The organism is Nostoc sp. PCC 7524 (genome assembly GCF_000316645.1).
In the GTDB taxonomy this organism is placed as follows: domain Bacteria; phylum Cyanobacteriota; class Cyanobacteriia; order Cyanobacteriales; family Nostocaceae; genus Trichormus.
On sequence record NC_019684.1, the window covers coordinates 3,117,739 to 3,131,611 of the forward strand.

The following is a 13,873-nucleotide window of genomic DNA, read 5'->3' on the forward strand; positions in this document are numbered from 1 at the left end:
CTCCGTTGGAATCCTCACCCTTAGTTAAGGGTGAGGTGATGTTGTTAAAAATTTTTTATCTCTGGAATTTCCAGAAAAGTTTGTACTTGTTGATTACTCTATCAAAAACCGTATTCTATTCTGCAAAAGATAGAAACTTTTTTACATCTGGGTTAGTCACTCCCTTGTATCAACTTGGTAGGTAGTGAGGAGTCAGCATGAACAGAGCAATTATTGCCAAATCAATCATCACATCATTAGGATGTTTAGCTTTATTTGCTCCCAATCCAGCTGCGGCGCAAATCATCCCTCAACCTTGGGTTTCAGTCGGAGGGAAAGATGGGGATACAACATATGCAGTGGGAGCCAGAGCGTTAAATTTGGGTGTAGAGTTAGGTGTAGGCCCCGATGGTGCCACAGGGGTAGATGTGCTGAGATTTCTGCGGTTGCCAGTGGTTTCCCCTTATGTGGGAGTGGGATACTATTCTGAAGATAAAGGCGTAGCGTTGTCTGGTGGTGTACAGATGGGTGCAGGCGATCGCTTCTTCGTCGGTGCTGGTTATAATTCTGTACGGGGAGTCAATGGACAGTTAGGAATTAGATTCTAAATATTAACTATAAATGTTGCTTAGTTATTGACAAAATCAAGCCCTTGGTATCTTTATTTCACCAAGCTAATCCCAATCCCCAAGGTTAATCTAAATCATTCCCCGTCTAGGAAAATTAGCTGTTAATCAACAAAAGAGCAGGATAAAAAGCAAATGCTATATCTCGCTCTTTTTTTTGTGACTACAATTTTTTTAAAATCAACTTTTATGGCAAAAAGACTCCTGCAAGTAGTAGGATAGGCCATATCTAGAGATAACTTTAGATAGATGGCAAAAGTATTGAAATTGAAATGGATTGTATCAGTTATGTCCAGGGACTAACTAATACTGAGGTTGAAAGCAAAGTATTAAAGTTATTGATGTCACAGGAATCTCCTTATGGAGCAAGGGTTAAAGCTACTGATTCAATTAGTGGTAGAGTTTGCACCTGTAATTGTTGCTCTGATCAACAAAAGAACAGACGAAAGTCTAGATATCACTAAATATCAAATTCCTCAAGCGATTCAAACATTTATTGAAATTGCTGATACTGTCACACCTAAAAAAACTGTAGAGACAGGGTTTGAGCAAGAAAAACTCTTGCAACAGCAATTGTCAGCTTATCAGCGAGAGACACTATTAGAAGTAGCAAAACAAGAAAGAGATACGGCTCTTAAATTACCAGAAGTCAATAAAATTCTTGATAGTTGGCCTTTAAGGCTATATCCTTCACAAATTTTAGAATCTCATGTTGGTTATGGTCGCACACCACTAAAAATTTTCCTTGCGCCTCCACAAGTGAAATTTGATGAATTTGACCACAAACATGAAGAGACTGCTGGTATTGAGCTAATGTTAGCAGAAGGAATCAGGGAGTTTATCAACAACAACTACTCCCTCCATCATCCCATGCGTCCTATAGAATTTTTAGCAGGAGCTTGGGATAGTAAGCGGTTTCATAGTGAATCTAGTATCAAGGCTCTGTTTGGAATGTTAAAAACAGAGCCAGTTTTAATTTTAGAATCAGAAAATGATGGCGATTATTTAAATTTTCGCATTGCTTATTGGGGTTTAGGTCAAACAAATTACTACTATAAAACAATTTCTAGAATAAACTACAGAGAAATTATTCAGCAATCCGCTAAGAATAGAGCTTTGGAATGGAAAAAAATCCGCGATAATTTATTAGCTTTAGGGGAAGATATCGCAGAAATCAACAAATTTGGTCAAGATAATGTAGTAAATTTAGCCATTTTAGAGAAAGCAGAGAAATGGCAAGCTCAGGGAATTGATATTAGTAAGTTAGGGTTAAAATATCAAGTAAATCACCAAGATTTTGAGCAACTTGGTCAAGTATTAATTACTTGTCATCGTCTAGTAGCTGCATGGGTAGCAGATATTTATCATCTGGTTCATCATGATGTACCCCCCTTACTGCCAGAGTTACTACCAAGCTTACTTAAAGATGCTTTTGACTTGCAATCAGTGCAAGCCATTGCTATGGGTTACAAGCAAGTTTACCAAGCTTTGGAAAAAGAGCGTCTTTACTGGGTTCCAGAGCTAGCCTTACAATTAGCCCAGAGTTTAGCTCATTTACCCGATCGCTCATGGTCACAAGAACAAATTAATTATTCCATCAATACCTGGTTAGATTTGCATCGAGTTTCACGCCATGAATTTGCTAATCCCCTAGAGGCGATGCAATCAGCTATCAGAGTTGAAGATGAGGAATATGTACACAAGTTAAAGGCATATTTCCTCGCTGTTAACGATCGCCAGAGTATTCTGGATGTGGAGAAATTATTAGTAGCGATCGCCCATCTCAAACACAAGCGTACCTTAGAAGCTCCCAGTTTGGGTTATACCCTCAAAGGTCATTCAGGTAGAGTCACATCTGTTGCTATTAGTCCGGAAGGTGAAGTTCTAGTCAGTGGGTGTACAGATCAAAATATCAACATCTGGAATCTTAATGATGGTAACTTTATCAAGACCATAGCCGGGAATTTGGGAGAAGTTTCATCAGTCGCCGTTAGTCCTAACGGTGATTTCCTAGCTGTGGGGAGTTGCGAACATCCTAGAAGTAACGTCAAAGTCTGGGATTTAAAGACAGGTAAACTCATCCATACCCTCCTAGGGCATCAAAAACCCGTCAATGTCGTAGTTATCAGCCCAGATGGACAGATTTTAGCAAGTGGTAGCAACAAAATCAAACTTTGGAACTTGCATAAAGGCGATCGCATTTGCACCCTTTGGCATTCTTCAGCAGTTCATGCGATCGCGATCAGCCCCGATGGTACAATCCTGGCCAGTGGGAGTTCCGACACTAAAATCCGACTGTGGAATCCCCGCACAGGTGATCCTTTACGCACACTTGTCGGTCATGCTGGTGATGTTAAAGCGATCGCTATGAGTCCAGATGGTCAGTTACTATTTAGTGGTAGTGCAGACACCACCATCAAAATTTGGCACTTAATTACAGGTAAATTGCTTTACAGCTTAACAGAACACACCGACGAAATCACATCCTTAGCCGTGAGTCCTGATGGACAAACCCTCTTTAGTAGCAGTGCAGATACAACCATTAAAATCTGGCGAATTTCTAACTGTGAAGCTGTACAAACTTTGACTGGACATTCCGAAAAAATCAACACTATTGCTCTAAGTCCTGATGGTAAGGTTCTCGCCAGTGGGAGTTCCGATCAAACCATCAAAATTTGGCAAATAGATAAAATACAATGAGCTAAAATAACTCTGACAAAAAACATCATGTTTATTCCCATCATTAAAGAACACATCGAGATTACGCCTGGTGTGTGTGGAGGAAAACCCAGAATTGCCGGACATCGCATCAGAGTTCAAGATATTGTGATCTGGCATGAAAAAATGGGAATGTCACCCGATGAAATTCTTTATCATCATCCTAGTATTAGCCTAGCTGATGTTTATGCAGCCTTAGCTTATTATCATGATCATCAAGAAGAAATTCGCCAACAAATTGCTACAGATGAAGAATTTGCTCGTCAACTGCAAGAACAAAATCCATCATTATTACAACAAAAACTAAAACATCGTCAGCATGGCTAAGATTAAATTTCATTTAGATGAAAATATAACTCTTGCCATAGCAAATGGATTACGAAGACGTGGTATTGATGTGACCACTACTCCAGAGAAAGGAATGATCGGAATATCTGACGAACAACAATTAGAATTTGCGATTTCTGAAAATAGAGTGATTTTTACCCAAGATACTGATTTTCTGAGACTACATTACGCAGGTTGTTCTCATCGAGGTATTATTTACTGTCCACAAACAAGTAAATCTATTGGAAAAATTTTACAAGGTTTAATATTAATTTGGGAAGTAATAGATTCTGAAGAAATACAGAATCATTTAGAATATTTATAAAGGTAGGCGATTACTGTTGTTTCTAATGTATCAATAGATGAGAGAATCAACGACCTAATTTATCCCTCTAGGATATAGGTTTTTTAGAGACAAGCATTGAACAGAAAATTTAGCCACTAAAAACTATCACTCACCCTACAAAAAACCGGGAGACTTGACAATTTCCCGGTTGATTGATATGAATATCAAAAATTTTGCAGGAGCAAATAATTGCCCCTATTTATCTTTGACTAAAATTAAACTTTAGCAGCAGCCTTGGTGACAGCGTTAAGTTCACCTTTAGCATACTTAGCAGCAAAATCTTCGAGAGTAACTTGCTTAATCTTGCTAGCATTACCAGCAGTGCCGAATTGTACATAGCGTTCAGCACAAACCTTCTGCATATATTTAATAGAAGGCTTGAGGAAGTGACGGGGGTCAAATTCCTTGGGAGCTTTTGCTAAAGCTTCGCGCACAGCCGCAGTGATAGCCAAACGGTTGTCGGTGTCGATGTTAACTTTACGTACACCGCTCTGGATACCTTTTTGGATTTCTTCTACAGGTACACCATAGGTTTCAGGAATCGCACCGCCGAATTCGTTAATCAAAGCGATTAAATCTTCAGGAACGGAGGAAGAACCGTGCATTACCAAATGGGTGTTAGGTAGACGACGGTGAATTTCTTCAATGCGGCTGATAGCCAAAATTTCGCCGGTGGGTTTGCGGGTAAACTTGTAAGCACCGTGGCTTGTACCAATAGCTACAGCCAAAGCATCTACTTGGGTTGCTTCTACGAAGCTAACAGCTTCATCGGGGTCAGTTAACAGTTGAGAATGGTCAAGAGTACCTTCAAAACCATGTCCATCTTCAGCTTCACCTGCACCGGTTTCCAGAGAACCCAAGCAACCGAGTTCACCTTCTACACTTACGCCCAAGGCATGAGCTACATTTACAACTTCGCGGGTAACGTTAACGTTGTACTCGAAGCTAGCAGGGGTTTTAGCGTCAGCTTCCAAAGAACCATCCATCATTACGCTAGTGAAGTTGTTCTTGATAGCTGAGTAGCAGGTAGAAGGAGCATTGCCATGATCTTGGTGCATGACAATGGGAATGTGAGGATAGGTTTCTACCGCAGCCAAAATCAGGTGGCGCAGGAAGTTTTCACCTGCATAGTTACGCGCGCCACGGGAAGCTTGCAAAATGACGGGGCTATCTGTCTCTTCAGCCGCCTTCATAATTGCCTGAATCTGCTCCAGGTTGTTAACGTTAAAAGCTGGGATGCCGTAACCGTTCTCAGCCGCGTGATCCAACAACAGCCGCATTGGTACCAGCGCCATAGATAGTCCTCCTAATAATGATTTTTAGCTAGTCGGCGTGAGACAAGCGTAATCTTTACGCTAATCTTAAGAGTTTTTTCAACTTATAGGAAATTATAACTACTGTGGGGTGTTTATGTTGAAAAAGTTTACGCTGTTACTCATCAAGATGCCCTATACTTGACCTAGACTACTGTACAGTGTGCTACGTCACAGGTAGATGCTTTGGTAGTCTAATATTCCAAATAGTCTACTCAATGTGTGAGTTTCTGGACAAATGCTGCTTGTTCAGCTATTTGTAAGACTGATTTTAAAACAGTCAATACATCCTGCATATTCCCTTGTAATAAATCTGGTATGAATTCTAAATATTCACCCTGTTCTAAATCAAACCAACTCAGCTTTTGCTCCTATCCTATCGATAGGAGAGGTTTTCAGTAGATCAGGCAAACATAAGGGCTTGAATCCAAACTCAGTCTTTCATCACCCTTGCCTATGGGTTATTTATGATTTTATGGGTCGCCCGGGATTCGAACCCGGAACTAATCGGTTAAAAGCCGAGTACTCTACCGTTGAGTTAGCGACCCACATTGTTTTCGCAACTTCGCTATTATAGCACTAATATCTGGGGATTTGTAAAGGGGTATCTAGAAAAAATTTGCCGTTAATCTCACAGATGCTGTGTGACTAGCCCCCGGTTCAAGCACAGTCAACTTTTCACCAGTGTTGAGAGCATTGCGGGGTGCGCTCCAAGGTTCGAGACAATAGAACTCTTTACCTTGTAATGTCCAAAATACCAACATGGAAAAGATATCGTCTGAGTCTAGGGTCAGTTTCAACTGGCGGCTATTGTCTGTCACACTAGCAGACTGACTGGTAATCTGCCCAAAAGCAAAATCAATTTCATCGCGGTTAAAGTCAAAATTACCGTTAAAGGGATGAATTTCTTTGCTTTTCTGGTCTTGATACTCCTGGGAGGGAATAGCAAACTCTAGCTGATTTTTATCCCCAGTCAGGAAGTAAGGATGAAAGCCTATAGAAAAAGGTAACTGTGTAGATGACAGGTTGTGATACTGCTGCCGAATTTCGAGAGTATTTCCTTGGAGTTCATAGGTGAATAAGAGTTGGAAATCAAACGGATAAACTGCCTTGGTTTGCTCGTTGCTGCTGAGAACAAGGGTGAGGGTAGCTTTATTCGTCGTTGTCTGCTCGATTACTTGCCAAGGTAAATCGCGGGCAAATCCATGTTGTTTGAGGATATACTGCTTGCCGTTGAGAGTGTAGGTATTTTCAGGTAAGTTACCACAGATAGGAAACAAAATCGGAATCCCACCTCTGACACTCAACTCTGGATTAGCAAAGCGTTCAGCGTCTAGGTAGAGAATTTCTTCGCCCTTAACTTGCCAACGGGTAATAATCCCACCGCGTTCTGGAACTATCTCTAAATGAGAGCCTGCTGTTTCATCAGAAAGGATGTAGGTTTTGTACTGTTGCTGTTGAATGGCAATGCTAAACACAAGATTAGTCCTCATGGGTATGGGCATGGGGCAGGGTGCAGGGCGCAAGGGGGGAAACTGTCCCCTTTTCTCCCTGCTCCTCTGCGCCTCTGCTTCTTCTACTCGTCTTCTGCAAAGATGAAGCGATACAATTCGCTAGGATCTGGTTCAGGGCTGCTTTCGGCGAATTTCACAGCATCGTCGATTACTGCCTGAATCCTGCGCTCAATGTCTTTGAGTTCTGCTGCATCTGCTAGGTTCTGCTCTACAAGATAAGTACCTAGTTTTTTGATGGGATCGCGGGAGAACCAGAATTCTTTTTCATCTTTGCTTCGCAGTTCGTCTGGATCTGCTAAGGAGTGACCCCGGAAGCGATAGGTGAGGGCTTCGATGAGGGTGGGGCCTTCTCCAGCACGGGCGCGAGCTACTGCTTCTTGGGCTACAGAATGTACTGCTAGTACATCCATACCATCTACTTCTACGCCCACCATGTTGAACACGCTGGCTTTTTTGTAAATCTCTGGATCGGAGGTAGCGCGATCGTGTGCCATCCCGATCGCCCATTTATTATTCTCTACTACAAAAATAATTGGCAATTTCCACAGGGCTGCCATATTCAGAGTTTCAAAAAACTGCCCGTTGTTAGCAGCGCCATCACCAAAGAAGCAAGCGGTTACTTGATCGGCTTTGGGATCACCCAAGACTTCCCGGCGGTATTTACTTTGAAAAGCTGCGCCAGCCGCTACGGGAATACCTTCCGCTACGAAAGCATAGCCACCAAGTAAGCGATGTTCGGCAGAAAACATGTGCATGGAACCACCGCGCCCTTTACTGCAACCTGTGGCTTTGCCGAATAATTCTGCCATGACTTCTCTTGCTGGTACTCCCGCACTCAGAGCATGAACGTGGTCACGGTAGGTACTGCTGACATAATCTTCACCAGGGCGCATGGCTTTAATTACGCCGCTAGAAACTGCTTCTTGTCCGTTATACAGGTGGACAAAACCAAACATTTTGCCTCTGTAGTACATTTCGGCGCACTTGTCTTCAAAGAAACGCCCTAAAATCATGTCTTCGTATAACAGTAACCCTTCTTCTTTGGTGATCTGGGCTGTGGCAGTATCAAATTTAGGTAATGTACGTTCTTGAACCATTATTTTTTAGTATTCCTGTCCTAAAATCGAAATTTACCATTTTAAATAGGTTGTTCTCTGAGCAATTTTGCTGTTTCTTAGTGAAGTTTTGCTAGAGCCAACCACCATTGTTTATGCACCGGAACCAATTCTAGGGAAGAGTCAGAAGAAAATGGATGAATTTGTCACTTTTGACCCAAATTTATATGATTATCTCACCCTAATCACAACATTCTTTCTCTGAGTCTTCTTAATTTCTACTTCATTTCTTAGGCTATCACTTAGGGTAGCTTAGTTTCTGCATATCCATGAACAATTTAGAGAAAATCGCCCCGAAAATTCTTCATTAGAAGTATATATCTATATAGTTGTAAGAAAGTTCTAATTATGATAATCTCTTGCTCTTTATGTAATCAGCATCTATCCTAAGAAGCAGTGCATCTTTAACTCGGTATACAGGGATTCCTCTAAAGGAAAGTTAATTATAACTTGTAGTGAGTACAACACTTGTACTACTAAGCAATAGTAGTTAGGTTTTGTATGCTCAAAAACTGATAACATTTATTGCCAGGAAAAATACTAAGAAATAAGACAAAATATCACCACTTTCTAGGCGAAATCAAAATGTTGGGACTAAAATGTGACTCACATTTTGGGAAGCAACAAAACTAATTGTTGCAATCTACACTTGTAGTGTAAGTCCGGCACGGTTTTACACGCCTGGATACTCTAGGTGAATTATGTTGATCACGGTGCAGGGGAAGCAGGCTGTGCGAATTCCGCTCGATTACTACCGAATTTTAGGACTACCGTTAGCGGCAAGTGATGAGCAATTGCGGCAAGCGTATAGCGATCGCATTGTCCAACTACCGCGACGCGAGTATTCTCACGCAGCAATTGCTTCCCGTAAACAACTTATAGAAGAAGCTTACGTGGTTTTATCAGATCCCAAAGAACGTAGCAGTTACAACCAGTTGTATCTAGCTCACGCCTACGACCCAGACACTACTACTACTCAAGTAGCAGTGGAACAGAGGTCACATGGTAATAATAGTCATTTTGATGCCCAAAATCTCAGCATCGAAATTGCCTCAGAGGAGTTAGTTGGTGCTTTATTAATCCTGCAAGAGCTAGGAGAGTACGAACTTGTACTGAAACTAGGTCGTAACTACCTGGGTAATCAAAACGGTGCAGCCACAGCCAGAACAGTTAATCATCTAGCATCTGAAGAGTTTCTCGACAGTGCTGAACGTCCAGACATTCTGCTGACTGTTGCCCTGGCTTGTTTAGAACTAGGGCGTGAGCAATGGCAACAAGGGCATTACGAAAATGCGGCTATCTCTTTAGAAGCCGGATTAGAATTGCTCTATAGTGAAGGACTATTCACCAGCGTCCAGGCAGAAATCCAGGCTGACCTTTACAAGTTACGCCCATATCGGATTTTAGAACTATTAGCACTGCCTCAAGATAAGACTGTCGAACGCCATCAAGGTCTAGAACTATTACAAAGCATTCTAGACGATCGCGGTGGTATTGACGGCACTGGCAATGATGAATCAGGTCTCAACATAGATGATTTTCTCCGATTCATCCAGCAACTACGCAAATACTTAACAGTTGCCGAACAACACAAGCTGTTTGAAGCAGAAAGCAAGCGTCCTTCAGCTGTTGCTACCTACTTGGCTGTTTATGCCTCCATTGCACGGGGATTTACCCACCGCCAACCAGCCTTAATTCGTCATGCCAAGCAAATGCTCATGCGTTTAGCGAAGCGGCAAGATGTACATTTAGAACAGTCTTTATGTGCGCTGCTACTAGGGCAAACGGAAGAAGCCACCCGTGTTTTAGAACTGAGCCAGGAATACGAGGCTTTAGCTTTGATTCGGGAAAAATCACAAGATTCTCCGGATTTATTGCCGGGTTTGTGCCTTTATACTGAACAATGGTTACAAACGGAAGTATTTCCCCATTTTCGCGATTTAGCTGGGCAACAAGCATCCCTCAAAGATTATTTTGCTAACCCGCAAGTACAAGCTTACCTGGAAGCTCTGCCCAATGATGCAGAAACAACGAATGAATGGAATGTCATTAATCGTCAGTCCTTTTCTCAACCACCACAGATCAATCATCCCAGTGGGAGGAATCGACAGTTTTATCACAATAAAACGGTTGATCCAGAGTTGCCAGCAACCCGCAATCACAGCAGGCTAGAATCTCCCCATCCTCAGCCAACCAGAGAAAATACTTCTCCCATACCTCCTTACACTGGCACACCACAACCAGAAACTTCTGCGGTGAGGCTTTCTGGTATGGAACGTACAGCTAAAGCCACTCATCCTGTAAATCACAAATCTCCAGCCACTGCAACACGCCCAACTACTAAGCGTAAGAGACGCAAGCCCTCTGAAGGTGTCAAGCAAGGACGGACTCGCCCACAACCAAGACACACTCTCAACCGGAGAACCCGATTAGTGTGGACTGTATTTATGTCTTTAGCGGGAATTTTGGTTTTCTGGGTGTTAGTCTCAACGACTTTTGGTTTCGTCAAAAATCTGTTTTTCCCTGCACCTGTTTTGCAAGGTAAACAATTATCGATTCAACTCAATGAACCGCCAATTACTATTCCTGATGGCAACAGTCCATTACAACCAGCAGATGGGGTGCTAACAGAAGTAACTGCTGGGGAAGTGATTCAATCTTGGCTATCTACCAAAGCCACAGCCCTAGGCCCTAACCATGAACTTGGCGGTTTAGAAGAGATTTTAACTGGTTCTGCGCTGTCGCAATGGCGACTGGTTGCCCAACAAGTTAGAGCGCAAAACCACTATCGGCTGTATGACCACAGCGTTAAGGTGGAATATGTCAATAAATTTGAAACAGACCCCAATCGTGCTGTAGTGGGCGCTGCGGTTAGGGAAATTACCCAATTCTACGAAAATGGACAATTGAGAAAGACGGCTGACGAAAGTCTACGTGTCCGCTATGAATTAGTTCGACAACAAAACCTGTGGCGCATTCAAGGTATGTCAGCCGTTGTCAATTAGTAGAGATGTGTTGAATCGCGTCTCTACAAGAGCCATTAATTTATTTAATCCATCTGTGGGAATTATTTTTAAAATTGATATTAGTTAAATGATTATTAAGATTAATGGCGGAATCTCTGGTTCATGCTTATACACCCCTCATTCTGTGGATGGGTTTGGGGTTATTGATTTTTAGATTTTTACCGCATTGGTTGCCAAAACTCTTAGGGCGTAGTCTTTACTGGGTTGGTGTGCCGTTGGAATTAGTGGCACTGGCTCGTCAAGACAATCAAAATGAATTGGGTGGAGTAGAAGGTTTCCCGATAGTAGCTTCGTTGGTTACTGTAGGGACATTGCTGCTGGGTTTAGCGATGGCTTTGCTGGTGTGGTGGGGATGGGAATATATTTTGCCCCGTTTGTTCAAACCGGATTTAGGGGAATCAGTTTCTCAATCGGTGCTTGACTCTGCCACTAAAGGCAGTTTTTTGTTGGCGGCTGTTTTGGGGAATACTGGTTTTGTCGGTTTAGCGATCGCACCCTATTTAATCAAAATTGATGCACTCAATTGGGCTGTTATTTACAGCATTACTCACAATGTCATTGGCCCCTACGGAGTAGGAGTATTAATTGCCAGTTACTTTAGCCATGCACGCTCTACAAATCGCTGGTGGATGCAACTGTGGGATCTTTTGACAGTACCGCCTTTGTGGGGTTTTGTGATTGGTACGCTCACCCAACAGGTAAAACTCCCAGAAGTTTTAGAGTCAGGACTCCAAGGTTCTGTGAATGTGGTAATTGCAGCAGCTTTTTTATTGACTGGGATTCGTTTGGCTCAACTGCAAAGGTGGAAAAATTTGCAACTGGCCTTGATCCCCAGTGTTCTCAAAGTTGTCATTACACCCCTGCTGGTGGGTTTACTGACAACTTTGTGTTTGGGATTATCAGGCGATCGCCGCTTGGCAATGGTTCTCATGTCGGGAATGCCCTCAGCCTTTGCTGGTGTGATTTTAGCGGAGGAGTACAACCTCAACCGTGATTTGATTGTCAGCAGCATTATCCTCTCCACAGTTTTGTTACTCCTGGTTCTACCTTTGTGGATTCAGGTTTTTGGGTGAGGGAGCAGGGGAGCAGGGGAGCAGGGGAGGCAGGGGAGGCAGGGGAGGCAGGGGAGGCAGGGGAGGCAGGGGAGGCAGGGGAGGCAGGGGAGGCAGGGGAGGCAGGGGGAGAAAAATCCTATGCCCGATACCCTATTTCGGAAATGTCATGAAATCTTGATATAAATACCCTTATTCAAACTCGTTATGTCATGGAAACATAACAAATTGATCCCAGAAGGGCTGATAAGTTCGTGAAATAGGCAAAAAAGCCTGTTGACACCCCTTGATCCCTACCGAGGGTTAATAGTTAATATTCATTTAACAACTTAGTAACAAGTGACTCCTCTGATCCCAAAGTGCTGATTTTGGCATGAGTAAGAAATTGAAAGGGAGTGACCTCTTTTAACAAAAGACTAACTAAAAAACACACTGGGCAAAACCAGGAGTCAGGAATAAGAAATTCATCTGGGACTAATCAAAATTTAATCAAGCATTCATTAACCCAGAGAAATCATTTACCTTTCAAACGACTGGAGGCCAAAATCATGGCGAAAGAACGCCCACCGCTAGAAGAGATGACATTACGGCAATTACGTAAAGTTGCCAGCGAATGTAGCATCTCTCGCTATAGCCGGATGCGTAAATCACAATTACTAGCAGCAATTCAAGAAGTCCAGCGCAACAAAGCATCACTTACCCCATCTCGTTCACTGGAGGCACAGGAAACCGTGGAAGCAGCAAAATTTGAATTAGGTCAAGATGACCGTACTGGTGGCTCTCTGGCTGATGTTGATGAAGGATTAGCAGATTTACCAGGTGGTTACGGCGATAGTCGAATTGTGCTTTTACCGCGTGATCCCCAATGGGCTTATGCTTACTGGGATGTTCCTAATGATCATAAAGAAGAGTTGCGCCGCCAAGGTGGACAACAACTGGCGTTGCGGATTTATGACGTTACCGACATCAATCTGGAATACCAAAGCCCCCACAGCATCCAAGAGTATCCTGCTGATGAACTAGCTAGGGAATGGTATATACCAATTCCTGTGAGCGATCGCGATTACGTACTCGATATCGGTTATCGTACCTTTGATGGTCGTTGGTTGGTACTAGCTCGTTCAGCTCGCGTTCACATTCCGCCTGTTTATCCTTCTGACTGGATTGAAGATGTCTTCATCACCGTCAACTTTGAGGAAGATTTACGCGGCAAAACCCTTTACGAACTCGTTCCCCCCGCCAAAAAAACCGCCGCAGTGGGTGCAAATGGCAACCCCATCTACGAACAAATCTTTGGTATGGCAGAGTCCGCCGAAGCACAACGGGTTGCAGGTTCTCTGTTCGGTTCTATGCAGCACGTACCTGGTTCTGTCCGTCCCGAACAAGCTATCAGCTCCTATGTCTTCCCCTCTGGTGTAGGTATGTGGGCAGTTCCCACCGTTTCCGGCTTAACAATGTCCGGTGTGGGAATGTCAGGTGTAGGCTTCTCTGCTTCCGCCGTACCAATGCGTCCTCGTCAGTTCTGGTTAATTGCTGATGCGGAGTTGATTGTCTACGGTGCTACTGAACCTGATGCTACCGTAACAATCGGCGGTCGTCCCATCAAACTGAATCCCGATGGTACATTCCGCTTCCAGATGTCCTTCCAGGATGGTTTAATTGATTACCCCATTTTGGCTGTTGCAGCTGATGGTGAGCAAACACGCTCAATCCACATGAAGTTTAATCGTGAAACACCATCTCGTAATACCAATACTAAGGAAGAAGCTGTTTTAGAGTGGCTGTCTTAAGGTGACAGGTGACAGGTGAGCCGGCGCGGTCTTGGGGGTTTCCCCCATGAGCGACCGGTGAACCCGA

At 43.2% G+C, this 13,873-nt stretch carries 10 protein-coding genes and 1 tRNA gene; 7 read left to right on the forward strand and 4 right to left on the reverse strand.

What is annotated here, in order from left to right:
- Window positions 1–197: 197 nt before the first annotated feature.
- The 4 genes from NOS7524_RS12440 to NOS7524_RS12455 all read left to right on the forward strand — a co-directional run bounded on the left by NOS7524_RS12440 (window position 198) and on the right by NOS7524_RS12455 (window position 3,975).
- Window positions 198–587 (forward strand): hypothetical protein, encoded by a 390-nt coding sequence (locus NOS7524_RS12440; protein WP_015138833.1) that lies wholly within the window; start codon window positions 198–200, stop codon window positions 585–587.
- Between the two features lie 378 nt (window positions 588–965).
- On the forward strand, window positions 966–3,305 hold the full coding sequence (locus NOS7524_RS12445; protein WP_015138834.1) for a WD40 repeat domain-containing protein: 2,340 nt from the start codon (window positions 966–968) through the stop codon (window positions 3,303–3,305).
- A gap of 27 nt (window positions 3,306–3,332) precedes the next feature.
- Window positions 3,333–3,650: a DUF433 domain-containing protein gene (locus NOS7524_RS12450; RefSeq protein ID WP_015138835.1), complete on the forward strand. Its 318-nt coding sequence runs from the start codon at window positions 3,333–3,335 to the stop codon at window positions 3,648–3,650.
- Entirely contained in the window at window positions 3,643–3,975 is a 333-nt protein-coding gene (locus tag NOS7524_RS12455; protein WP_015138836.1) for a DUF5615 family PIN-like protein, read from the forward strand. Before NOS7524_RS12450 ends, NOS7524_RS12455 begins: the two co-directional genes overlap by 8 nt.
- 236 nt (window positions 3,976–4,211) lie before the next feature.
- Here NOS7524_RS12455 and fba read toward each other — a convergent pair whose 3' ends face one another.
- From fba to pdhA, 4 genes are all read right to left on the reverse strand, one after another.
- Window positions 4,212–5,291, reverse strand: coding sequence for a class II fructose-bisphosphate aldolase (gene fba, locus NOS7524_RS12460; RefSeq protein ID WP_015138837.1), 1,080 nt, complete (start codon window positions 5,289–5,291; stop codon window positions 4,212–4,214).
- Between the two features lie 494 nt (window positions 5,292–5,785).
- Window positions 5,786–5,857, reverse strand: a tRNA-Lys gene (locus NOS7524_RS12465).
- A 60-nt stretch (window positions 5,858–5,917) separates the two neighbouring features.
- Complete coding sequence (locus tag NOS7524_RS12470) at window positions 5,918–6,787, reverse strand: aldose epimerase family protein (protein ID WP_015138838.1); 870 nt, start codon at window positions 6,785–6,787, stop codon at window positions 5,918–5,920.
- Between the two features lie 98 nt (window positions 6,788–6,885).
- Window positions 6,886–7,920, reverse strand: coding sequence for a pyruvate dehydrogenase (acetyl-transferring) E1 component subunit alpha (gene pdhA, locus NOS7524_RS12475; RefSeq protein ID WP_015138839.1), 1,035 nt, complete (start codon window positions 7,918–7,920; stop codon window positions 6,886–6,888).
- 719 nt (window positions 7,921–8,639) lie between these two features.
- On the opposite strand from pdhA, the gene NOS7524_RS12480 reads away from it, so the two are divergent.
- The 3 genes from NOS7524_RS12480 (at window position 8,640) to NOS7524_RS12490 (ending at window position 13,806) form a co-directional block, all read left to right on the forward strand.
- Entirely contained in the window at window positions 8,640–10,943 is a 2,304-nt protein-coding gene (locus tag NOS7524_RS12480) for an IMS domain-containing protein (RefSeq protein WP_015138840.1), read from the forward strand.
- A gap of 104 nt (window positions 10,944–11,047) precedes the next feature.
- Window positions 11,048–12,037 (forward strand): AEC family transporter, encoded by a 990-nt coding sequence (locus tag NOS7524_RS12485; protein ID WP_015138841.1) that lies wholly within the window; start codon window positions 11,048–11,050, stop codon window positions 12,035–12,037.
- Between the two features lie 527 nt (window positions 12,038–12,564).
- A complete protein-coding gene (locus NOS7524_RS12490; protein ID WP_015138842.1) occupies window positions 12,565–13,806 on the forward strand; it encodes a DUF4912 domain-containing protein in 1,242 nt (413 codons plus the stop codon).
- Window positions 13,807–13,873: the final 67 nt, after the last annotated feature.

Excerpts from the sequence above, each read along its gene's own strand:
- pdhA (WP_015138839.1), bottom strand. The coding sequence starts at position 7,920 with ATGGTTCAAGAACGTACATTACCTAAATTTGATACTGCCACAGCCCAG.
- NOS7524_RS12455 (WP_015138836.1), top strand. The coding sequence starts at position 3,643 with ATGGCTAAGATTAAATTTCATTTAGATGAAAATATAACTCTTGCCATA.
- NOS7524_RS12480 (WP_015138840.1), top strand. The coding sequence starts at position 8,640 with ATGTTGATCACGGTGCAGGGGAAGCAGGCTGTGCGAATTCCGCTCGAT.
- NOS7524_RS12450 (WP_015138835.1), top strand. The coding sequence starts at position 3,333 with ATGTTTATTCCCATCATTAAAGAACACATCGAGATTACGCCTGGTGTG.
- NOS7524_RS12485 (WP_015138841.1), top strand. The coding sequence starts at position 11,048 with ATGGCGGAATCTCTGGTTCATGCTTATACACCCCTCATTCTGTGGATG.
- fba (WP_015138837.1), bottom strand. The coding sequence starts at position 5,291 with ATGGCGCTGGTACCAATGCGGCTGTTGTTGGATCACGCGGCTGAGAAC.
- NOS7524_RS12440 (WP_015138833.1), top strand. The coding sequence starts at position 198 with ATGAACAGAGCAATTATTGCCAAATCAATCATCACATCATTAGGATGT.
- NOS7524_RS12445 (WP_015138834.1), top strand. The coding sequence starts at position 966 with ATGGAGCAAGGGTTAAAGCTACTGATTCAATTAGTGGTAGAGTTTGCA.
- NOS7524_RS12490 (WP_015138842.1), top strand. The coding sequence starts at position 12,565 with ATGGCGAAAGAACGCCCACCGCTAGAAGAGATGACATTACGGCAATTA.